The sequence below is a fragment of the Planotetraspora kaengkrachanensis genome (assembly GCF_016862895.1).
Taxonomy (GTDB): Bacteria; Actinomycetota; Actinomycetes; order Streptosporangiales; family Streptosporangiaceae; genus Planotetraspora; species Planotetraspora kaengkrachanensis.
On the sequence record NZ_BONV01000019.1, the window covers coordinates 88,834 to 111,411 of the forward strand.

A 22,578-nucleotide genomic window follows, 5' to 3' on the forward strand; every position below is an offset into this window, starting at 1 on the left:
CACCCGCTCCGGCGCCGTCCGCGATCGCCCTCGTGGCACCGCCCGATGAGGGGTGGCAGACCGGTGCGAGACGAAATGGTGGAGCCCTCCCGGACGCGGATAGCGCTTGCGGACGATGACGTCCTGCTCCGCGAGGGACTGGTGAGTCTCCTGGAGCGTTCGGGGTTCGAGGTCGTCGGTCAGGCGGGAGACGGCCCCGAGCTGATCGACATCGTCGGCAAGCACGATCCCGATGTGGTCATCGTCGACATCCGGATGCCGCCGGACCACTCGACCGAAGGGCTCGAGGCGGCGAAGACGATCAGGGAGGAGTTCCCGCGGACGGGAATCCTCCTGCTGTCGGCGCATGTCGAGGTGGAGCAGGCGATGGAGTTGCTCGCCGCGGGCCACCGGATCGGCTACCTCCTCAAGAGCCGGGTGACGGCGATCGCGGACTTCATCGAGACGATCCAGCGGATCGTCGCCGGAGGTTCGGTCGTCGATCCCCTGCTGGTGCGCGAGCTCTTCGCGGCGCGGCACAGGAACGACCCGCTGGAGCAGCTCACCGAGCGTGAGCGCGAGGTGCTCGCCCTGATGGCCGAAGGCCGGTCGAACGCCGGCATCGCCCACAGGTTGTGGATCACTGAGGGCACCGTCGAGAAGCACGTGCGCAGCATCATGGCGCGGATGCGGCTGCCGGAGACGCCGGACGACCATCGCCGGGTTCTCGCGGTGATCACCTTCCTCGACTCCCGTTAGGTCCGGGGTGGTTCTTGCCGCGGGCCTTCCAGAAGACGGACCCGTCGCGCGGGTTCCCGTCGGGTGACGCCCCGTCCGGGGGCAGTTCGGCGGCCTGGACGATCTCGTTGATCGCCCTGCCCGACAACCGCGCCTTGGGCAGGAAGGCGATCGCCGGACTCGCCGTGATGACGTCCGTCAGGTCTCCCTCGGCGTAGGTGGAGATCAGGATGACCTTCGACGTCCCGGCGGATGCTCCTTCGGCCAGGTCTCTGGCGAGGTCCAGGCCGGAGTCCTCGCCGAGGCTGATGTCGACCAGCGAAACGTCCGGGCGCAGCGCCGCCGCCTGCCTGATGGCGTCGGCCCGGGTCGACGCCACGCCGACGACCTCGATTCCCTCGCGGCCCAGCACATCGCATGCGACCTCGAGGAAGTGGTCGTTGTCATCGACGATCAGGCAGCGCAGGGCCATGAATCCAGCATCGCCGTAAGGAGCCGCCCGGGCATTGCAGCTAACGGTAATGCCGAATGTTCCGCTGGCCTGTGTGATGGATGGCGGCTGGCACCGAAGACGGCCGGCCGCGCGGACGGCATCGTGGTCCGGGTAAGCCCACATCGCAGCTGGAGGGCCCCATGGCACGGCAGATCCGCATCCGCAGGCCGAGAAGGCCGGTGGCCAGGCTCGCCCTGGATCTGCGCACCCCGAAGGGCAGGCTCCTGCCGTACTGATCGCTACCGGGCCGAGCCGGGATCGGAGACGTCCAGCGGCCGTTCGAAGAACGTCTCCAGTACGACGATGGTCTGGGTGCCGGTGACACCGTCGACGTCGAACACGCGGCGCAGCACGGCCTGCAGATGCTCCGGGGTCGAGGCGCGGATCTTGACCAGGAGCGACGCGGAACCGGCGATGACGTGGGCCTCCTGGATCTCGGGGATGGCCGCGAGGGCGTCACGGGTCGGCGGGTCGCCCATCCACACGTTGGCCTGCAGCATGACGAACGCGAGCACGCCGCGGTCGACGGCGGCCGGGTCGACGTCGACGGTGGTGCGCCGGATGACCCCGCGTTCGCGCAACTTGCGAACCCGCTCGTGAGCCGATCCCGCCGACAACCCCACCGCTTTGCCGAGATCCGCGTACGCCTGCGTGGCGTCGGCCTGCAACGCCGCCAGCAGGGCCCGGTCTGTGCCGTCCACCGCACCTCCACTGCTCGAACGTGAACTAGTCAATCTGGTAATTGACCATACTACATATGGTAATGCTAGCGTTTCGTCGAACAGTAATCGGCTCACTCTGAGGAGCTCGCGATGGCTGAGACCATCCCCGCCCAGTTCCAGGTGCTCGACGAACGCTTCCGGTACATCGACGGCGACTTCGTCCTCGAACGGCTGCACACCGGCTCGCGCAAGACCGAGGGCCCGGCGTACTTCCCGGCAGGGCGCTACCTGGTGTGGAGCGACATCCCCAACGACCGGCTCCTGCGCTGGGACGAGACCACCGGCGCCGTCGGGGTCTTCCGCCACGGCTCCGGTCATGCCAACGGCAACACCGTGGACAGGCAGGGCCGGCTCATCACCTGCGAGCAGGGCAACAGGCGCGTCACCCGCACCGAACACGACGGCACCGTCACCGTGCTGGCCGACCGGTACCAGGGCAGGCGCCTCAACAGCCCCAACGACGTGGTCGTCCGCGCTGACGGCACGATCTGGTTCACCGACCCGATCTACGGCATCGTCAGCGACTACGAGGGCAACAAGGGTGACTGTGAGTTCGGCGGCGCCTGTTACGTGTTCCGCCTCGACCCGGCCACGAACGACCTACGAGTGGTCGCCGACGACTTCTGCCGACCCAACGGACTTGCCTTCGCGCCCGACGAACAGCGGTTGTACATCGCCGACACCCGGCAGGAGCCCAGCCACATCCGCGCCTTCGACGTCTCCGACGAGGGCGACCTGACCGGCGGGAAGATCTTCGCCGAATGCGACCACGGACGCTTCGACGGTCTCCGGGTGGACGACGCCGGACGGGTCTGGGCCGCCGCCTGGGACGGGGTGCACTGCTTCGACACGGACGGCACGCTCATCAGAAAGCTCCTGCTGCCGGAACCGGTCGCGAACCTCACCTTCGGCGGCCCCAAGCGCAATCACCTCTTCATCACCGCGGGGACCAGCGTGTACACGATTCGGGTCACCGTCAACGGCGCCCGCTATCCCCAGACGGCCGGAATCGGGCGGTCATGAACGACGTCACGACCACCGAGCCGGCCCGGCAGTCCATCGCCCGCGAACAGGCAGCGGATGATCGCCCAGTACGCCGTCGCCGGAGCGTTCGGCGGGCTGGTCGTCGGCACCGATCACGCTGCCGAGGCGGTCACCGGATTCTTCACCAAACACGGAGACGGCGCCGCCGACGTCATACCGCTGGCGGGTCTGACCAAGCGGCGCGTACGCGCGATCGCCCACGCGCTGGGCATGCCGGACACGTTGATCCACAAGACGCCCACCGCGGACCTCGAATCCCTCCGCCCCGGCAGGCCCGACGAGGAGGTGTTCGGCTTCACCTACGACGACATCGACGACTTCCTCGAAGGCCGTGCCGTCGAGGAGGCCGTCTCACAGGCGATCCTCGACCGGTATCAGGCGACCGCCCACAAACGCCGGATGCCGATGCCCCCCGGTATGCGAGGTTAGGTCGTGTCCGCCTCGCTCCCGTCCGGAACCCCCCGGGCGGGCAGCGGGATGCGCAGGGACACGGTCCCGCGCAGGTCGAGCCACACGCTCTCGGGGCCGCGGACGAGGCGGAGCACGACCTCGTCACAGGCGGGGCAGCGCGCCACCAACCCCGGGGCCGGGCCGTACACCCGCAGCGAGGCGACCGGTCCGGTGAGGCCGCAGTGGACGCACTGGCCCGCGGCCGCCGTGACGTCGACGGCGAAGATCTCGCGCAGCGGGCCGGCCAGGGCGTTGCCGTCCTGGTAGGAGTCCTGAGCGGGTTCGGTCATGTCACCCTCCGGTGGGGCCGAATCGTTCGGTCTTGATCGCGCGGGCGTCGTGGCCCATGGCGAGCAGGATGTCGGAGGCCGTCTCGACGAAGCCGGTCGGCCCGCAGATGTAGCAGGCGGGCGTGAAGTCCGCCGGCCAGCCGCCGCTGTTCAGGTCGGCCACGGTGAGCCGGCCGGGCGGACGGGTCCACCCGTCGGGGACGGCGCGGGTGTAGAGGTAGGTCACGTCCAGGCCGGGGTCCGGCCGGCGCAACTCCTGCGCGTAATAGCGTTCGCCCGGCTCGCGCAGCGAGTAGACGAGGCGGAACGGGGTGCGGCTGCCCGCCTGACGGCGAGCCCGGATCATGGCCATCAGCGGGACGATCCCCGAACCGCCGGCGACCAGCAGCACGGGCGCGGTGCCGTCGGGCCGCCACACGAACCAGCCACCCACGGGCCCGCGGATCTCGACCTCGTCGCCTACGGCGAGTTCCTCGGTCAGGTACGGCGAGACCTCGCCGTCGGACACCCGCTGGACGGTCAGCTCGACCCGTTCGCCGTCGGCGGGAGCGGCGATGGAGTAGCTGCGCTGGGTGCTGTAGCCGTCTTCGGCGGTCAGCCGTACGTCCACGTGCTGGCCCGCCAGGTGCCCGGGCCAGTCGGGAATCTGGAGCACCAGAGTGCGCGCGCTCGGGGTCTCGTCACGGATCTCGACCAGCCTGGCGATGCGCCAGACCAGTCTGCGGCCGTTCAATCTCCCTGGTAGCGCTGCTCGCGCCACGGGTCGCCGTAGTTGTGGTAGCCGGCCGTCTCCCAGAATCCCGGCCAGTCCTCGTTCAGGAGCCGGATGCCCTGCACCCATTTCGCGGACTTCCACAGGTAGAGGTGGGGGACCAGGAGCCGGGCCGGGCCGCCGTGCGCGGCGGCGAGTTCCTCACCGTCGAACTGGTAGACGATCCACGCCTTGCCGTCGAGCAGGTCCTCGACGGGGAGGTTCGTCGTGTAACCGCCGTAGGAGTACACGAGGGCGTACTCGGCGCTCGACTCGACGTCGGCGAACAGGGTGTCCAGGGACACCCCCTTCCAGGCGGTGCCGAGCTTCGACCACTTGGTGACGCAGTGGAGGTCGACGGTCGGGGTCTCGCTGGGCAGGGCCATCAGCTCCTGCCACGACCAGCGGTGTGTCCTCCCGTCCTCGGTGTCGATGGCGAACTCCCAGCGATCCAGCGGGATCCTCGGAGTCGGCCCGGCCGACAGGACGGGGAAGTCGTGAACCAGGTACTGGCCGGGTGGCAGCTTGACGCCCTCGTCCCTCGGCCTGCCGCGGAAACCGCGCGAAACAAATCCCATTTGTACCTCCAGGCGCCACATTATCGAGTGGCCGGAAAAGGGAGGAGACCCGGCGTGGAGATTCACGCCGGGTCCTCCTACGGGGTGTGGCTCAGAAGACCGGAACGCCCTCGCGCACGAGCTTCCAGTTGGGTTCAGCGAAGGTGGCGGGGTCGATGGTGCCGGACGCCGTGGCGTACTCGATCAGCGCCTGACGGATCTCCACCTGGGCGTTGTAGACCACGGGAGCCGTCGTCACTCCCGGGAAGCCGCCGCCGCCCGACTGCCGGTAGTTGTTGATCGCGACCACGAACTGCTGGTCGGCGGCGACCGGCTGCCCCTGGTAGGACAGGCCGACGATGCGCTCGCCCACCGGCTTGGAGATGTCGATGTCGTACGTCACCCCGGACAACTGGTCGTAGTTGTAATCAGGGGTGCCGCCGGCGTTGGTGAGGGTACTGAGGTCGATCGGCGCACCCGGGGCGACCTGGTTGAAGTACCTGGCGGAGTACTCCAGGTAGTCCTTGACCTGGGCGCCGGTCAGCTTGATCCCCAGCAGGGTGTTGTCGTAGACGTACAGGCCGGCCATGTCGCGCACGCTCACCGGACCCGCGGGGAAGACCGCGCTGCGGCTGAACGGAGCGGCGATCGACAACACCGGCAGGGACGCGTCGGGCGTGCCCGCGACGGCCTTGCCGACCAGGTCGGTCTGGACCTTCTGGATGTAGTCGAGGATCGGGGTGTCCTTGTACGGAGACTCCGCGGCGGACAGCTGCTCCTTCGACTGGGCGATCACCTGGTTGACGTACGCCACGGTCTTGTCGTGCTGGTCCTTCATGAGCGCGACGATCTTGGGGTCCTCGGGGACCGTGTTGGTGTTCAACGTGGTGGACGACTTGCCCGAGACGGCCCATTTGCCGCGCTGCTTGGTGAGGGTGAAGTCGACCACCGACAGGCGCTGGCCCCACCGGCCCGGCTCGGTCAGCAGCACCTGCTGCCCGGTGGCCTTGTTGGTCACGAACCGCTGCGGCACGTCGTTGTGGGCGTGCCCGAACAGGACGGCGTCGATTCCCGGCACCTGCTCGGCGACCATGGCCGAGGCGTTCTCCACCGGGAGGTCGGAGCCGTAGGACGACATGCCGTTGTCGCCGGCGTGAGCGGTGACGAGCACCACGTCGGCGCCGAGGCCGCGGATGACCGGCACCCACTTCTTCGCGGTCGCGACCAGGTCGAGGAACTTCAGCTTGCCCTCGACGTTGCCCTTGTCCCAGATCGCGATGCCCGGGTTGGTGAGCCCGAGGACGCCGACCTTGATCGGCTTTTCGCCCTTGACCTTCATCGTCTTGATGATGAAGGGCTGGTACGCCGGGAGGCCCGTCCTGGCCGACACCGCGTTGGCCCCGAGTACGGGGGCCTTCATCTGGTCGATCCACTTGGCCAGCAGGGGCAGGCCGTAGTTGAACTCGTGGTTGCCCAGCGTGACCGCGTCGTATCCGATGGCGTTCATCGCCTTGGCCATCGGGTGGGTCCTGCCGGTCTCGGTGACCGGCTCGACCTTCGCGTAGTAGTAGTCGAGCGGGGTGCCCTGGATGGTGTCGCCGGAGTCGAACAACAACGTGTGGTCGGCGCCGCGGTCGGCGCGGATCTGCTTGACCAGGGTGGAGACCTTCGCCAGGCCGACGTCGTTGTGCGCGCTGTCGTCGTACTCGGCGTTCTTGAAGTAATCCCAGTTGACGGCGTTTCCGTGGATGTCGGAGCTGGCCATGACGGTGACCTTCACCGAGTGGCCGGAGGATGAGTGGCCGGAAGACGCGGTGGCGGGGGCGCTGGGGGCCAGGAGACCGATCGCCGTAACGGTGGCGGCGATGACGGCCGGGACCTTGCCGATCTTGGAGGACATTCCTGTGACGCTAACGACGGGATGTCACCGCGGCGTCACAGAATTCTTAACCGGACATGGAGCTCTCATGTCAGAGCGATCGGGCTGGGAGCTCCCGGCTTCGTACTCACTGGACCTCGCCCACTTGGCGAGGAGTTGGAGGGCGTTCCCGGACGGCGAGTCGGGATCGTCGGTGTAGATCAGCAACATCTGGTCGGCGTCCCCGGGGAGGGTGAGCGCCTGGTATCCGAGCGTGAATTCGCCGACGGCCGGGTGCCGGTAGCGCTTGGTCCCTGAGATGCGCTCGAGCACGTGGTGTTCGTCCCAGATTCGCCGGAAGTCCTCGCTGTGCAGGCAGAGTTCCCTGGTCAGATCATGGAGCCCCGGGTCGTGCGGATACCTGCCGATGGAGAAGCGCAGCATGGCGGTGGCGTCGGCCGCCACGATCTCCCAGTCGAGGTGGAGCTCCCTGGACGCCGGATCCAGGAAGACGAATCTGGCCAGGTTGCGTTCGCGCGCCGACATGGTCTCGAAGCCCACCATCAAGGCACGGAACATCAGATTGGCGGCCAGGATGTCCGTACGAAGGCCGATCACGGCCGCCGGGATGTCGGCGTGCTCCAGGGTGCCGAGCAGGATGTGGGTCTCCTGGCGCACGCGTTGAGGGGGAAGCGTCCCGCAGCGGCTCGGGACGCAGATCGGGTTGGCGAGATCGAACAGGTGTTCGCGCTCGGTCTCGCCGAGTTGGAGTGCGCGGGCGATGGCGTCGAGCACCACGGGAGAGGCGTTCTTGCTGCGGCCCTGTTCCAGCCGGGTGTAGTAGTCGACGCTGACGCCGGCGAGTTGGGCGAGTTCCTCGCGCCGCAGCCCGGGGACGCGCCTGTGTCCCCGAACGGCCAGCCCGACGCTCTTCGGATCGACGCGGGCCCGGCGTGAGCGGAGAAAGTCCCCCAGCTTCACGAGGCGGTCCATGCGTCCAGTATGTGCTTTACGTCACTTTTGGTCGTTGTGAGGGGGGTAGCCGGACATCGCCCACTTGACGAGCAGGTCCAAAGCGGAGGCGGACGGAGACCCCCTGGTGGCCGTGCAGACGCACAGGAACTGCTCGGACTCCTCGGGGAGCCGCAGGAACTGGTAGGTCACAGACATGTCCCCGACGATCGGATGGTGGAAGCCCTTCCTTCCCGACGTCCGTTCGTGGACGTGGTGCGCGGCCCAGACCCGCCTGAATTCCTCGTCGCCGAGCAGTTCCTCGATCAGCTCGTTGAGTTTCGGTTCGCCGGGATGCCTGCCGAGGGCGAAGCGGAGCACCGCGGTGAGGTCGGCCGCCACGTGTTCCCAGTCGCTGTACAACTCGCGTGCGCTCGGGTCCAGGAAGCAGAACCTCGCCAGGTTTCTGTCCCGGACCGGTCTGTCGTCCGACCACATCAGCAGGGCCCGGTACGGCCGGTTGGCGATCAGGACGTCCAGGCACCGGCTGAGCACGCACGCGGGGACCCCGGCGTGCTCCAGGGTGTCCAGTAGTTCGTAGGTGGCGGGCGGCACCTGCTGCCTGGATCCCGGATGATCACGGACGGGGTGAAGAATGGGGCTGGCCAGCGCGAACAGGTGATCGCGCTCGGTCTCGTTGAGCCGGAGCGCGCGGGCGATGGCGTCGAGCACCGTGGCAGAGGCGTTCTTGCTGCGGCCCTGTTCCAGCCGGGTGTAGTACTCGACGCTGACGCCGGCGAGCCGTGCCAGTTCCTCACGCCGCAGTCCGGGGACGCGCCGACGTCCCTGAGCCGCCGTTTCCCCCTCGACGGGCTGGAGGCGGGCTCGGCGTGAGCGGAGGAAGTCCCCCAGCTTCACGAGGCGGTCCATTTGTCCATTATGTGCCCTATATCACTGTTCGGGGCTCAGGGTGGCCCTGCTGGTCCGTGTCTGGACAGGGCCTGTTCAGCGCCACCATGTGCCGTCCGAGAGTGGTTTTCTGGAAAGTGGCGAATGGCCGACCATCCCGATCAAGGAAGGAATTACCGATGACCGGCTCGATCCCACCGTCCGACCGTGAGACCGCGGCCGTCGACACACCTCGGGAGTCGTCGCCGACCGAGTTGCAGTGCCGGTTCGCCTCCGACGCCGCACACGAGTTGTGCACGCCGGTCGCGGCGCTGCGCGTCGAACTGGAAGAGGCCCGGCTTCACCCGGATCAGACCGACCTGTGCGAACTCCTTGATCGCGCGCTGGGGAACGTCGACCGCCTGCAGACGATCGTGACCGATCTGCTGACGCTCGCGCGGGCCCAGTCCGCCGCACCCATCGACCGTCAGCGTTTCGATCTGGCCCACCTGGTCGGCCTCGAGGTCTCGAGGTACGGCAACCGCTATGGGACGCCCGTGCTCCTCGAGACGCTGGGCGACGCCGGGGTCGTCGTCGACGCCGACCGCTTCCAGGTCCGGCGAGTGGTGGCGATCCTGCTGGACAACGCCTACCGCCACGCCAGAAGCTCGATCCGCATCCAGGTGCGGTGGGACGGCCAGGCGGCCGAGCTGTCCGTCACCGACGACGGCCAGGGCGTGGACGCCGCGGACCGGGAACGGATCTTCGAACCGTTCGCCCGGCTCGACGCCGCCCGGGACCGCCGCAAGGGCGGGGCAGGGCTGGGTCTGTCGATCGCCAGGGAGATCGTCAGGGCGCACGGGGGGACCTTGGGGCTGGACGGCACCGCTCAGGACGGCGCCCGCTTCGTCGCCCGGCTCCCCGCGGCCGGGCCCGCCGCGGAGGAGCAGCGCTCCGCATGCCCGGAGGCGACCCGGCTCGCGACCCCGCCGCAGCAGTGGATCAGCGCGTTGTCTGAGAGCGAACCCGCGAACCGCCTGGAGCGCGGCATCGAGGATCTCCTCGGCGCCCGGGTCCGGAGTCGATGGGGATACAGGTGCGCGCTGCCGGTGCGTCACACACGTGAACGCATGACCGTCCGCCGGCACTTCGCGGGGGGAATCCGCCGTTCTCCCACCCGGCCCCTCCCGCGCTGACAGCGCAGGCGCCCCGCGCCGCCCGGCGAGGGCCGCGGCCTGCTACAGCGGAAGCCCGCGCCGCATGAGCGGCGCGGGCTTCGCCATGAGCTTGCGACCTCCCTTACGGGAAGTCGACCAACGGGGACTCGAGATGCGACGAGTTGGCCGCGGCACCGGTGTTGTTGATGATGCGGCTGATCGTTCCCGTGCCGCCGAGCGAGACGGTGATCAAGCTGTGGAACTTCACGTTGGGCGTGTTCGGTACCTCGAAGGAACGGGCCTCGACCACGCTGGGGTTCACGTTGAAGTAGGCGTAGCTGCCGAGCCCCCAGGCCTCGTGGCCGGTGACCGAGTTGCCCACCTTGTAGGCCGCCCAGCCCTGGGTGGAGCCGTTCATCCAGGCCGACTGGTTGGGCGGGTCGTAGGGAAGCTCGTTCTGGAAGAAGTACGTCCTGCCGCCGTTGCCGTTCCAGATCACCTGGTACTTCTGGTAGTGCTCGACGAACAGGCCGTACATCGTGACGTTGTCGCCGTTGACGACCAGCCCGGTGTCGGCGGGGTTGACCGTCCAGCCGACCGTGCCGGGGTGCGAGGTGTCCGAGTGGTCGGCCCGCCACAGCCACATGTGGTCGCCGATCACGTCGCGGCTGTTGATCACGAGGCTCTGGGTGGCCTTGCCCGCGATGGGGCCGCCGATCCGGAAGAACACGTCGTGCAGCGACGTCGGGTTGGCCGCGTGGCTCTGCGTCGAACCGGCCGGGCCGACCTGCATCAGCAGCGGCGAGTTGGTCGTGCCCGCCTCGATGAGGATGCCGGCGACCTTCACCCCGTCGACGTCCGCGACCGACATGGCCATGACGCCGTTGTCGGCCTGGAGCGTGGCCAGTCCGAGACCGAGCACCACCGTGTTCGCCCGGGTCACTCTGATCGTGTCGGTGAGGTGGTAGATGCCCGGGGTGAACAGCAGGTTCTTGCCCTGGGCGAGCGCGGCGTTGATCTCGGCGGCCGAGTTGCCGGGCTTGGCGATGAAGAACTGGTCGATTGGGATCGAGGAGCCCGCGGACGTCCCCGAGGTCCAGGTCGCGCCCTGGGCGTTGGACCGCAGCGCGGGCACGAAGACCTGGTAGGCGCCCGCCTGGTCGACGTAGAGGAACGGCTTCTCCCGCACCACCGGCGTCGTGCCGACCGTGGTGTAGGACGGGTTGGGGAAGGTGGTCGCGGGCGCGCCGGTCACGCCGGCGAACACGATGTTCCAGTTCTCGCCGGCCCAGCTGCCGATCTGGGAGTTGCGCGTCAGCCACTGCTGCTGGCTGCCGGAGTTGACCTGACCGTCGATCTTCGAGTCGGAGATCCAGCCGCCGCTCGACCAGCCTCCGTCGTCGAGCCTGAGGTTGCCCCGCACGTGCATCCGCCGGTACGGCGCCGCCTGTGAGACGGCCCACCTGTCGGTGCCGGACGGGGGGTTCACCGAGAGGTTCTCGGCGCCGCGCCAGAAGTTCTGGGTCGCGTTGCCCTGGAACCAGTCGGCCTCGACGTGCACGCCTCCGTTGATGGTCACGTTGTCGGGGGACATGCCGAGACCGAGGACCTGGGTGTAGAAGCCCACGTTCACGTCGACGTTGTACGAGCCGGGCCGGAACAGCAGCGCGTAGCGGTTGTCGCCGAACTGGTTGGACTGCTGCTGGCCGAACACGGAGTTGAGCCTGCTCTGGATGGTCGAGGCGGGCATCGAAGGGTCGAAGACGAAGACGTTCGGCCCGAGGTCGGGGGTGCCGGGGGGTGGTGGGGGAGTCGAGGGGGTGCCCATGGTGAAACTCTGCGCCGCCGTCCCGTTGCAGGTGTACTGCCCGAGCTGGACGCTGTCCGCGGTGGAGGCGGCGGGCACGTCCAGGCACTTGCCGCTGAATCGGTTGACGAAGTGGTAGGAGCCGCCGGCCTCCTCGACGGGCAGCCACTGCTGGTTGTTGCCGCCCGAGTAGCTCCACAGCTGGATGGGGGCGTTGTCGGCGGCGGAGACGTCCTTGACGTCCCACGACTGGGCGGTGTTGACGCTCACGTTGACGCGGTAGTAGCCGCCGCTCGTCGCCTGGAACTGCCACAGCTGGGCGCCGGTGCCGTTGCAGGCGTACTGCTGGACGGCCGTGCCGTTGGCGGTCGCGGCGGCCCGCGCGTCCACGCACTTGCCGCTGCCGATGTTGACAACCGTTGTGAAGCCGGACGGCGGGGCGGCCGCCTTCGCGGCGGCGGCAGCGGTCGCCGTGCCGGTCGCCGCCCCCGCGCTCGGGGCCGCCGCGAGTGTCAGGGCGGAGGCGGCCAGAGCCGCCAGGGCCGGGATGAAGAGCCGGCGCCGCCGGGGAGGGGGAGGGATGAGGCCGGTGTCGTCGCGTCCCAGAGTCAAAGGATCTCCTCTTGCCGCGGTACGCCCCGCAGTCCGGTGCGCACATGGCGGACGTCGTGCTTCGCCCGTCCGCGGGACGGCAGGAGACGCCCGGGGACGGGTGCGGTCGGTGAAGCCTTCTTGAGTCGTGAAGCCCTCTGAAAGGCAGGCGAATCACCGCCCGGGTGCGCCGTCCGGGCGGGCGGAGACGGCGGCGCCCGGCTTGTGGCCAGGCCGCCGCCGGGAAACGTATTACTGTAAAGTTTCTTTGTCAATAGGTCTGTCAAGTCCCTGTGACAAGCGGTTCCGGTGTCCGGCTGGCGATCACGACGGGGATTTCCGGTGTCAGTTGTGGTCGAGCCAGTCGAACAGCCGCCGCGTGCCGACGCAGAACGTGGCGACGTGCTCGTTGCGATGTCGCCGCTTGCGCGTGCCGTTGACCGCGCCCTTCTCGATGAGATCCATGATCCCCTCGGACAACGCCTCGGTGTGCACGCCCAGGTCGTGGTGGTCCTCGAGCGCGGACAGCAGCGCGTTGGGTATCCGCCCGACCCCGACCTGGAGGCAGGCCCCGTCGGGGATCCGCCCGGCGATGTGGCGCGCGATCACGAGATCGCGCTCGTCCGGTGTGGCGGGCGGCACCTCGAGCAGCGGCAGGTCGGAGGAGCACCACCCGGCCAACTGGCTGACGTGGAGCCGGTTCTCGCCCAGGGTGTGCGGCATGTTCGGGTTGATCTCGACGAAGAACGGGATCTCGCCGATGAACGAGGCCGTGTAGTCGGCGCTGGTGCCCAGGCTGACGTACCCGTTCCTGTCCGGCGGGCTGACCATGGCCAGTGCGATCGTGCACCTGGTCGAGCGCCGCATCAGCAGGGCCGCCTCGCTGAAGTGCGTGGGGACCAGCTCGACCTGGCCCGCCCAGTACGCCCGGCGGGAACCCGGGCCGAGGAAGTAGTCGACGTGACGCAGATGATCGCCGAACTCCCCGCGGATGTAGGCCCGCTCCCGGTAGGGGTCCATCCGGTGGATCCGCACACCGTCGAGCCGGTCGGCGTTCGCTTCCAGGGTGTCGAGCAGCGTGACCGGCTCGCCGAGCCCGATGGGCACGATCACGTCCGCGCCGGGCGGGATGTGGCCGAGCACGTCGGCGGCGGCGTTCACGGCCCCTCCTCGGCGAGCAGGCGGTGGGCGAGCTCCAGCCGCGGTGCGTCGATCATCTGGCCGTCGACGCGTACGGCCCCGCCGCCCGCGGCGGCCTCGACCACCCGGCGTGCCCAGTCGAGCTCGGCGTCGGTTATGGAGAACGCCTGGTTGACCGGTTCGACCTGGCGCGGGTGCACGCACAGCTTGCCGGCGAAGCCGAGCCGCCGGGCCCGCCGCGCGTCGGAGGCCGTCAGCGCCGGATCGGACAGGTCGGTGGTCACCCCGTCGAGGGGCGGTGCGAGCTCGTGGGCCCGGGAGACGACCACCAGGCGGGAGCGTGCGTACAGCAGGTCGTCGTCCGTGGCCCCGATGTCGAGGGAGAAGTCGACGTTGCCGAAGGCCAGCCGTACGGTGTCGGGATGCGCGGCGATGAGCGCGGCGTTCTCGAGCCCGAGAGCCGTCTCGACGAGCGCGACCGCGGGGACGCCGAGCCCGTCCAGGTCCTCCGGGCTCTCCGCCTTGGGCAGGAACACCCCCAGCAGGCCGGGACGGCCGGTGATCGCGGCCATGTCGTCGTCGTGCCACACGGTGTCCACGCCGTTGACCCGCACGTAGGCCCCGTGCCAGCCCAGCGCGTCCGCGACGGCGGCCCGGGCCGCCTCCTTGTTCTGCGGGGCGACGGCGTCCTCGAGATCGAGGATGCCGACGTCCGCGCCGCTCGCCGCGGCCTTGGCGAACCGGTCCGGCCGGTCGCCGGGCGTGAACAGCCAGGAACGCACTCTCATGATCGATCCACCGCCCGGCGCGCCCGCTCGTCCCAGACGGGGCGCACGGCCGTCACGTCGGGGCCGTGGCCGCGCCGGTAGACCATCATCGTCCGGTCGAAGACGATGACGATCTCACCGCGCTGGTTGAACCCGACGGTGCGGACGGTCACGATCCCCACGCTCGGGCGCGACCCCGACGCGCGGAGCCTGAGCACCTCCGACTGTGAATAGATCGTGTCGCCCTCGAACACCGGATGCGGCAGCCGCACCTTGTCCCAGCCGAGGTTGGCCATGACGTGCTGCGACACGTCTGTCACGCTCTGGCCGGTGACCAGTGCCAGGGTGAACGTCGAGTCCACCAGCCTCCGGCCGAACTCGGTCTGCGCGGCGTAGTGGGCGTCGAAGTGGACCGGCATCGTGTTCTGGGTCAGGAGCGTCGTCCACACGTTGTCGGTGGCGGTGATCGTGCGCCCCAGCGGGTGCCGGTAGACGTCCCCGACCGCGAAGTCCTCGAAGTACCTGCCCGACCACGAGACCTTCTCCGTGGCTTCGGTGGCCATGTCGTGTGCCCTTCCCTCGGCGGCGTTCCTCTCTTCCAGTCTCCGCGCACGTGTTTCGGGTGGTTCGCGCCGGGTTACCGCCGACTCTTCTGTCGATACATCGGATGTATTTTTTGACCAGTGTTCATAACTGCTTGCTGCCTCTGGACGAAATCCGCCCAGATAGCTGGCCGTAGCCCAACAAATGCCCGATTTCGGCTGGTCAATTGGGCGTCTGAACATCTCTTGACGCCCTCAGACATCCAATGTTAACTACGCGTAACAGTCTGCAGCTGTGATGGGTGCGACTGGTCCGGACCTCGTGTCCGTGCCGGATCGCACCGGTCTTCGCTGCGCAGGGGGGCGGTGAAACCGCCGCCACCGGTCGCCGATCACCGGTGGCGGAGGCGGAGCCGTCCCCCTGCCAGTTTCGCGTCCTCCGCACCCCTGGTGATCTTGGTGATCTCGGCGTGGGTGAGGCGTGCGATCGATCGAGGTGCGGCCAGGCGAGGCCGCTGCCCAGGTGGCGTCACAGCAGCAGCGAGTAAGGGAGATCATGTAGATGAGGTTGCTGCGTTCCCTTTCCTTATTACTTCTCGCCGGTTCCCTCGCGGCGGGTGGCCTGGCCGCGCCGGCGCAGGCCTCGACCACCGACTCGGCATTCGACCAGACGGCGGGGACGCTCAAGGTCGACTACGCGAGCTACCTGTCCAAGCACGACATCGTCTACAACCGGCCCAACACCAACCCGTTGTACGGCCTGACCGTGGGCAACGGCCGTACGGGCGCCATGGTGTGGAACCAGAACGGGCTGACGATGCAGGTGTCGGGCGTCGACCTGTCCGAGCAGTCGGCGTATGCGGCCGGGTCGGCGAACCTGTACACGATCCCGGGCATGGACACCGGCTACTCGACCTACCAGCAGCGGCTCTCGCTCTATGACGGAACCCTGACCACCAAGTACGACTCCAACCGCACGGTCACGATCATGGGATCGCCCAACTCCGAGGTCATGGGCATCCACGTGGACGACAGCCGCGGCGGCGTCTCGAGCGTGGCGTTCGACCTGAGCATGTGGGACCCGGCGACCGTCACCAACATGGCCGACGTGCCCGACCTGAACACGTGGAAGACCATCTCGACGTTCTCCGACGCCAACGTCGCCGGCTTCAGCCGCGGCCAGACCGATGCCAACGGTTTCGGGTACACGATGGCGGCCACCGTGGAGGGCGCGAACTTCACCACGCAGGTCGTGGACGGGCGGAAGGTGCGGCTGAACATCACGCCGACCTCCAGCTACACGATCTGGCTCACGGCGGCGAGCAGGATCAACGCTCCCAACCGCGACTCGGTGACGCAGGCGCGCAACCAACTCTCCTCGGTCAAGGCGACCGGCTACGCCACGACGTTCAACAACTACAAGAACTTCTGGCACTCGTTCTGGAACAAGTCGTTCGTCCAGTACTCCAACGGCTCAAAGGACGCCGACTACCTGGAGAACGTCTACTACCTGAGCACGTACATGATCGCCGCGGCGGGCTTCGGCAACTATCCGGCGCACTTCATCAACGGCGTCTTCCGTGCGACTCAGGACCAGAGCAAGTGGAGCAACGCGTACTGGTACTGGAACCAGCGCGACGTCTATCTGTCCTTCCTGGCCTCCAACCATCCGGACCTGATCGACCGGCACAACAACCTCTACAGCCGTAACTACAACGCGCTGAAGTCGTACACGCAGACGCGGTACGGCGTGGACGGGCTGTGGGTGCCGGAGACCATGGGCTGGGACGGCAACGCGCGCGGCACGACCGGCAGCGACTACACCAAGAACATCCTGTCGACCGGCTACGAGGCCGCCTACAGCATGTACATGCGGTACCGCTACACCAACGACGCCACCTATCTGCAGAACGTCGCCTACCCGTTCATGCGGGAGACCGCGAAGTTCTACTCGGCCATGTTGTCCTACGACAGCGCGACCAACACGTACTACATGGCCAACTCCAACTCGCACGAGACGTACTGGAACGTCAAGAACGCGATCACCGACCTGGCCGCCGTGCGCAGCATCTTCCCGCTGACCATCCAGGTCAGCCAGCAGCTCGGCGTCGACGCGGGGCTCCGGTCGACCTGGCAGAACGTGCTCGACCACCTCACGCCGTACGTCGTGTCGAACGGCGCCTACCAGCCGCACCAGCCGCCGATCTCGCAGACCCGCAACGGCGAGAACGTCTCGTCCGAGCTGATCTGGCCGTACGACCTGACCGGCATCGGCTATTCCGACTACCAGACCGCGGTGAACACGTGGAACCAGCGGCCGTTCCCGTACGGCAACGTGTGGGCCAACGACGCCGTCCAGGCCGCCCGGCTGGGCCTCGGCGACCAGGCGTACAACGGCATGAAGACGATGCTGCAGAAGTACCAGAACTACCCGAACGGCATGACCAACAACACCAACGGCGTCTTCGAGTACCTGGGTGTGCACCTGACGGCTCTGAACGAGACGCTGCTGCAGAGCTACAACGACAAGATCCGCGTGTTCCCCGCCGTGCCGTCCGACTCGTCGTTCGTCGGGAAGTTCACCCTCCTGGCCAAGGACGGCTTCCTCGTCAGCTCCGAGCGCGAGGCCGGCGAGATCAAGTACGTCGGGCTCAAGAGCCAGTACGGCAAGCAGGCGACGGTCGTCAACCCCTGGGGCACCCAGCAGGTCCGGGTCCGCAGGACGTCCGACAACGCGATCATCACGACCAGTTCGAGTGGCGAGGTCACCTTCCCGACCGCGGCGAACACGGTCTATGTCGTGGAGCGCACGGCCAAGCCGCTCAGCTCGTACACCTCGACCACGCTGACCGGCACGGCCAACCAGGGTGTCAAGACCCTGAGCGGCACCGCGTCCGCCCTCGGCACCGCGGCCCAGACGGCGAACTCGCTGATCAACGACACCGAGCTGACGTACGACTCGAACTGGTACCAGACCACGTCCCGGGGTTACGGCGACTACAACGACGACACCCACCACACCAACACCGTCGGCGCGACCGCCACGTACACCTTCACCGGGACCGGCATCGACTACCTGTCCGAGCGCAACGGCGACATGGGCAACGTCGACGTCTACATCGACAACGTCCTCCAGACCAACGTCAACCTCAACGTGTCCGGCGGCCGACAGGTCCAGCAGGTCGTGTTCAGCAAGACCGGGCTGTCCAACGGCCAGCACACCCTGAAGATCGTCAACAAATCGACGGCGGTCGGCATGGTCGACGCCGTGCGCGTCACCAGCGGCTCCTCGGGTGCCGGGACGGTCAGCCTGCGCTCCCGGGCCAACAACCTGTACGTCACCGCGCCCAGCGGTTCGCCGCTGATCGCGAACCAGACGGCCATCGGGACGAGCGAGCAGTTCGAACGGGTCAACCTCGGCAACGGCAACATCGCCCTGCGGGCCAGGAGCAACAACCAGTTCGTGACCGCTGAGAACGCCGGAGCCGCCGCGCTGATCGCCAACCGGCCGTCGGCGGGATCGTGGGAGACGTTCCAGCTGATCAACAACTCGGACGGGTCGGTCAGCCTCAGGGCGACGGTGAACAACAAGCTCGTCTGCGCGGAAGGTGGCGGCGCACAGCCGTTGATCGCCAACCGTGATGCCGTCGGCCCCTGGGAGTCGTTCGACCTGATCACCAACTGAATCCGCTTCAGGCCGGGTCCGGGCGGTCCGGGCCGACGCTGCGGTGGCCGGCGGGCGATTCGGGGCGCCGGTGATTCTGGGCGGCCCGGTGTTTAGCGGCGCCGGTGTTTAGCGGCGCCGGTGTTTAGCGGCGCCGGTGTTTAGCGGCGCCGGTGTTTAGGGGCGGCCAGTGTTTAGGGGCGGCCGGTGATTCGGGCCTTCGGGCCGGGATCACCGGCCGTCCGGTTTTCGGGGGACCACATCTCGAAGGCGCGAGACCTGCCGTACCCGAGCCGGGGCTTCATGGGAGTCGGACGTCCAGGACAACGCGCCATGCCTTGGGACGTGGTGGGTCGGGCGTGGTGGGTCGGGTGGACATGGTGGGTCGGGTGGACGTGGTGGGTCGGGCGTTTGGACGCGGCGCGTCTAGGCGTCCGGGTGCAGCAGCGCGTCCGAACAGTCGGCATAAATGGTGATCTCTTCAGAAAGACCGAGGGCGTCGAAGACCTTCTTGATCCGTGGAGACAGGCCGCAGACCGCCACACGGTGTCCCCGGCCAAGACGGACATAGGTGTCAAAGATGATTTGAAGCCCCGTACTGTCGAGGAACTCCACGTCGCTGAGGTCGAAGAGCAGCCGCGCCGTCGGATGGTCGAGGATCGTTTCGACCCGTCTGCGCAGCTCCGGTTCTGTTGCTATGTCGAGCTCGCCGCTCACATTGATGATGGTGAAGGGCGGGTGAAGCTCGGTCGAGACGCGGAAGTCGTTCACTCGGCTCACCTCCGTCGCGTCGCGAAGATGGTGTCCCTTGTCCCCGGGTTGGTGTCCCTCGGGCGATGTCCCTCAAATGGTGACCCTATGAAACAGCAGCCTAGGTCTGGCATACCTGGGATTCGATTCGAGGTCCCCAAACGGGGGACGTGGTGCTGATCGACTCGCTGCGGACGCGTGGCTACAGGGGGGTTGGGCGGCTGTGATTGCGCAGTGTGACCACTTGCATCGATCGTGTGTTCGATATATGGTTGAGCCAGTCGTTACAGATGAGCTTTGTTGGCGGGCCGCTGTGCCGTACGCCGCGTGATGAAGTCGTCGATGCCTGCAGAGAAGGTCCCGGTCCGGGCGGCCGGGAAGTCGCAGTCCGTCGTTTCATCTCCGGCGAGGGAGGCTCCCCGTGTACGGCTGGTCCCAAGGGTGTGCGCAGCCTTCTGCCTCGCTTGCCGCGGTGCCCATCTCCTCTCCGCCCTCGTCGGAGCCCTTGCCCTTGCCCTCGTCCTCGCCAGAGGCTTTGGTTTCGGCTGCTTCGCACCCGCCGACTTCGCACCCGTCTGCTTTGCCCCCGTCTGCTTCGCGCCCGTCTGCTTCGCACCCGTCTGCTTTGCCCCCGTCTGCTTCGCGCCCGTCTGCTTCGCACCCGCCGACTTCGCACCCGTCTACTTCTGCGCCCTCGTCATCCGGCGCCCCATCTTCACCATGTACTTCTGACGCATCTGCCGGATCAGGTTGGCTGTCGTCGGCGTGTCCGGGGCTGGGCGGCGGTGACGGCACGCGTCCCATTCCGCTCCCGGAAGGCCTGGCCGAGACGCCGGCCGGTGCCGAGTTGAGCGCGATGTTGACGAAGATCGACGTCGCCCAGGTGTCGGGGTTCGATGCCGTCGAGGTGGTGAAAGCGGCGTATCGGCAGTTGTGTCACGAGCGGGCGCGTTTCCTTCAGGCGGTGCTGGAGGTGGGCCTGAGGGAGCCGTTGTCTGGTGGTGCGGTGCGCCGGTTGCAGGTGCCGGACGAGTTCGGTCCCGATGAGGTTCGGGCGGCCCTGGTCTGGTCGCGGCGGCGGTCGGACGCGACGTTCGAGCGGGCGTGGGACGTGCATCGCCGGTTGCCCCTGCTGGGGGAGGAGATGCTGGCCGGGCGGCTTGATGAGCCGCGGGCAGAGGCGTTCGTCCGCTGGACGGCCGGTCTGACCGGCGAACAGGCGGCTCGAGTCTGCGAACTCCTGCTGCCCCAGGCGCCTGGATGGACGGTCGGAGAGCTGGTCGAGCAGATTCAGCGACTCGTGCTGGCGATCGATCCGCAGTGGGCCGAGAAGCGATATCGGGAGGCGGTGCGGCGTCGCCGAGTGATCGGCGTTCGGCAGGAGGACGGAACCGCGACGGTGTCGGGGCTGGACCTCCCCATGGACAGGGCGGCGGCCGGGTGCGAGCGAATCGACGAGTTGGCACGCGCCTGCAAGCGTGCGGGCGACGATCGGCCCATTGATCACATTCGGGTCGACCTGTTCCTGGGATCGCTGGACGGGTCGTTCGAAGGGTTGACCGACGAGCAGGTGGTCGCTCATGTGCTGGCCCATCCGTTCGTCGACCCGCCCCCTCCCGTCGCCCCGGACCCGGATATTCCACGCTCGGCTGGAAACGCGAATCATGCGCGCACCGCCGGAGCACGACGCGGAGCAAGGCGCGCCAAGCGAGGCGGAGCCGAACCGGCCAGTCCCACCACCGGGCACGACGCCGGGCACGACGCCGGGCACGACGCCGGAGACGACATCGGTCCCGAGAGGCGGAGCGAGAGTCGGCCCTCGAACCATGCAGAGGTGGCACCTCAGAGGCGCGCGGAGCGGGATTCGGAGGAAGACGTCGTCGGCGTAGCCGGATCCGACCCTGCCGATGAGGATGGTTCCGATGAAATAGGTCCACGATTCGACGGCGCCGATAGTGACGACAACGACAACGACAACGACGACAACGACGGCGGCGTCGGGACCTGCGGAGGCGGCATCGCGCCGAGCAGCCCGCCGGGCTGCGGGCCGTACCCAGCATCGGCGAGCCGATCCGATCCGGAGTCGGTGGAGCGGAACGAGCGACCACATCCCCACCAACAAGCGGATCCAGCTCTTGATGCGATTCACGGCGCGGACCGTGACGACGGCCACCCACCCGGCGGCAGGACCACGGCGAAGGGGTGGGCGGTCGGTGAGGTGCGGGTTGAACTGACGACTCTTCTCGGGCTGGACGAGCATCCGGCCGAATTGCCTGGATGGGGGCTTGTCCATGCGGGCCTGGCGCGCCGCATCGTGGCCGGAATGGCAGCAGGGGAGTGGCGGTTCGCGATCTGCTCCGACGACGGACGACTCTCACTCGCTGGGCTGACTCGTCACCGACCAGTCGCCATGCGCGCACGTCCGACGCGCGACAGTCGGCGTGGCGGAATCGTGGAACTGCAGATCACTCAGCAGACACTGGACGACCTGGTTCGGCGTGCAACGGAGTTCGGCGCATGGGCCGGCGTCCTCGTCGATCTCGCCCGGCAGAGCGCCGAGTCGAACGCGATAGACGACGACACTCGATCACGTGGGCGAGGCAGAGGACAGGAACGAGGGCTCGTGCGGGGAGACCCGCCGTCTGGCAGGGATCGGAGGCAGGCGGACGCGACCTTGCGGCGATACCTCCAAATTCGCGGACGGGTCTGTTCCCGGCCGGGCTGCCGCGTGCCCGCGACCAAGACCGACCAGGATCACGTCATCGAGTGGGCGGCTGGGGGAGCCAGTGACGAAGACAATCTGCACCTGGCCTGCCGGCACGACCATCGGGCCAAGCACCAGGGCCGCTGGCTCGTCACCATGCCCGAACCTGGACTCGTCGTCTGGACCAGCCCCCTCGGCCATGACTACCCCTCACGGCTACCGCCGATCATGTCCGCGTTGCCCCGGCCCGAGCCTCGCGACTGGCCTGACACACCGATGGAGGTCATGGGCGATGACGAAGCCCCGATCATGGCAGCCGAACGGAAGCCGGAAGCGTGCCCGAGTCGTCCCGAGGCCGATCCCGTCTCCGAGGGGCAAGACGATAAGCGAGTCGGTGAGCGAAGCATCAGCTGGAACGAGGCGCCTGAGGGCGGGGCGGCCTCCTTGTTGTGGGACGCGCCGCCGTTCTGAGCGTGCGTTGTTCCGATTTCGCGCCGACCTGGAGGTGGTGCTGGTTGTGCCGACGGTTCGTGCACGGTGGTGGCCGAGCGCCGCCACCGGAACCAGATGCGATGTCCGGCCGCCGATGTGGCACACCGTGTGCGGCACACCGTGTGAGGAGATCCTCACATGGTTGACGCGATCGGGAGGAAACGGTACGTTCCGGTAGGTTTTGCGGTTGTCCAGGGGAAATCCGGTGAGATGCCGGTGCGGACGCGCCACTGTATCCGGGAC

The 22,578-nt window shown here is 67.9% G+C and carries 18 protein-coding genes and 1 pseudogene; 6 read left to right on the plus strand and 13 right to left on the minus strand.

The genetic code is table 11. The features are described 5' to 3' along the window. Window positions 1–63: 63 nt before the first annotated feature. A complete protein-coding gene (locus tag Pka01_RS21865; RefSeq protein WP_308442263.1) occupies window positions 64–738 on the plus strand; it encodes a response regulator transcription factor in 675 nt (224 codons plus the stop codon). Here Pka01_RS21865 and Pka01_RS21870 read toward each other — a convergent pair. Both Pka01_RS21870 and Pka01_RS21875 read right to left on the minus strand, forming a co-directional pair. Continuing rightward, window positions 716–1,189 (minus strand): response regulator, encoded by a 474-nt coding sequence (locus tag Pka01_RS21870; protein ID WP_203884692.1) that lies wholly within the window; start codon window positions 1,187–1,189, stop codon window positions 716–718. The genes Pka01_RS21865 and Pka01_RS21870 overlap by 23 nt on opposite strands. A 260-nt stretch (window positions 1,190–1,449) precedes the next feature. After that, window positions 1,450–1,911 (minus strand): Lrp/AsnC family transcriptional regulator, encoded by a 462-nt coding sequence (locus Pka01_RS21875; protein WP_203884693.1) that lies wholly within the window; start codon window positions 1,909–1,911, stop codon window positions 1,450–1,452. 111 nt (window positions 1,912–2,022) lie between these two features. Here Pka01_RS21875 and Pka01_RS21880 point away from each other — a divergent pair, with 111 nt between their 5' ends. Together Pka01_RS21880 and nadE are read left to right on the plus strand one after the other, a co-directional pair. Continuing rightward, entirely contained in the window at window positions 2,023–2,955 is a 933-nt protein-coding gene (locus tag Pka01_RS21880) for an SMP-30/gluconolactonase/LRE family protein (protein WP_203884694.1), read from the plus strand. Between the two features lie 48 nt (window positions 2,956–3,003). Continuing rightward, window positions 3,004–3,405: pseudogene (nadE, locus tag Pka01_RS21885) on the plus strand (NAD(+) synthase); the annotation flags it as partial. Here nadE and Pka01_RS21890 read toward each other — a convergent pair. The 6 genes from Pka01_RS21890 to Pka01_RS21915 form a co-directional block, all read right to left on the minus strand. Continuing rightward, entirely contained in the window at window positions 3,402–3,716 is a 315-nt protein-coding gene (locus Pka01_RS21890; protein WP_203884696.1) for a DUF6510 family protein, read from the minus strand. The pseudogene nadE and the gene Pka01_RS21890 sit on opposite strands and share 4 nt — an antisense overlap. 1 nt (window position 3,717) lies before the next feature. Next, the gene (locus tag Pka01_RS21895; protein ID WP_239115189.1) at window positions 3,718–4,449 is read right to left on the minus strand and encodes a ferredoxin reductase; all 732 of its coding nucleotides are present in this window, start codon (window positions 4,447–4,449) and stop codon (window positions 3,718–3,720) included. Further along, entirely contained in the window at window positions 4,446–5,045 is a 600-nt protein-coding gene (locus Pka01_RS21900; RefSeq protein WP_203884698.1) for a molybdopterin-dependent oxidoreductase, read from the minus strand. Before Pka01_RS21900 ends, Pka01_RS21895 begins: the two co-directional genes overlap by 4 nt. 91 nt (window positions 5,046–5,136) lie before the next feature. Continuing rightward, window positions 5,137–6,924, minus strand: coding sequence for a bifunctional metallophosphatase/5'-nucleotidase (locus Pka01_RS21905; RefSeq protein WP_203884699.1), 1,788 nt, complete (start codon window positions 6,922–6,924; stop codon window positions 5,137–5,139). A 24-nt stretch (window positions 6,925–6,948) separates the two neighbouring features. Continuing rightward, window positions 6,949–7,875: a helix-turn-helix transcriptional regulator gene (locus Pka01_RS21910; RefSeq protein ID WP_203884700.1), complete on the minus strand. Its 927-nt coding sequence runs from the start codon at window positions 7,873–7,875 to the stop codon at window positions 6,949–6,951. 21 nt (window positions 7,876–7,896) lie between these two features. After that, complete coding sequence (locus Pka01_RS21915; RefSeq protein ID WP_203884701.1) at window positions 7,897–8,763, minus strand: helix-turn-helix transcriptional regulator; 867 nt, start codon at window positions 8,761–8,763, stop codon at window positions 7,897–7,899. 158 nt (window positions 8,764–8,921) lie between these two features. Here Pka01_RS21915 and Pka01_RS21920 point away from each other — a divergent pair, with 158 nt between their 5' ends. Further along, entirely contained in the window at window positions 8,922–9,917 is a 996-nt protein-coding gene (locus Pka01_RS21920; protein ID WP_203884702.1) for a sensor histidine kinase, read from the plus strand. A 103-nt stretch (window positions 9,918–10,020) separates the two neighbouring features. Here the strand turns inward: Pka01_RS21920 and Pka01_RS21925 are convergent, their stop codons facing one another. From Pka01_RS21925 to Pka01_RS21940, 4 genes are all read right to left on the minus strand, one after another. After that, on the minus strand, window positions 10,021–12,297 hold the full coding sequence (locus Pka01_RS21925) for an RICIN domain-containing protein (RefSeq protein WP_203884703.1): 2,277 nt from the start codon (window positions 12,295–12,297) through the stop codon (window positions 10,021–10,023). A 324-nt stretch (window positions 12,298–12,621) separates the two neighbouring features. Beyond that, window positions 12,622–13,437: an acetyl-CoA hydrolase/transferase family protein gene (locus Pka01_RS21930; protein ID WP_203884704.1), complete on the minus strand. Its 816-nt coding sequence runs from the start codon at window positions 13,435–13,437 to the stop codon at window positions 12,622–12,624. Further along, the gene (locus Pka01_RS21935) at window positions 13,434–14,204 is read right to left on the minus strand and encodes an HpcH/HpaI aldolase/citrate lyase family protein (RefSeq protein WP_203884705.1); all 771 of its coding nucleotides are present in this window, start codon (window positions 14,202–14,204) and stop codon (window positions 13,434–13,436) included. The genes Pka01_RS21930 and Pka01_RS21935 overlap by 4 nt, the downstream gene beginning before the upstream one ends. Continuing rightward, complete coding sequence (locus Pka01_RS21940; RefSeq protein WP_203884706.1) at window positions 14,201–14,746, minus strand: MaoC family dehydratase; 546 nt, start codon at window positions 14,744–14,746, stop codon at window positions 14,201–14,203. The genes Pka01_RS21935 and Pka01_RS21940 overlap by 4 nt, the downstream gene beginning before the upstream one ends. A gap of 541 nt (window positions 14,747–15,287) precedes the next feature. Between Pka01_RS21940 and Pka01_RS21945 the strand changes: the two genes are divergently transcribed. After that, on the plus strand, window positions 15,288–18,410 hold the full coding sequence (locus Pka01_RS21945) for a fascin domain-containing protein (RefSeq protein WP_203884707.1): 3,123 nt from the start codon (window positions 15,288–15,290) through the stop codon (window positions 18,408–18,410). Window positions 18,411–18,815: 405 nt separating this feature from the next. On the opposite strand, the gene Pka01_RS21950 is transcribed toward Pka01_RS21945, so the two are convergent. Then, complete coding sequence (locus Pka01_RS21950; protein ID WP_203884708.1) at window positions 18,816–19,160, minus strand: STAS domain-containing protein; 345 nt, start codon at window positions 19,158–19,160, stop codon at window positions 18,816–18,818. 835 nt (window positions 19,161–19,995) lie between these two features. Here Pka01_RS21950 and Pka01_RS21955 point away from each other — a divergent pair. Further along, window positions 19,996–22,314: an HNH endonuclease signature motif containing protein gene (locus Pka01_RS21955; RefSeq protein WP_203884709.1), complete on the plus strand. Its 2,319-nt coding sequence runs from the start codon at window positions 19,996–19,998 to the stop codon at window positions 22,312–22,314. Window positions 22,315–22,578: the final 264 nt, after the last annotated feature.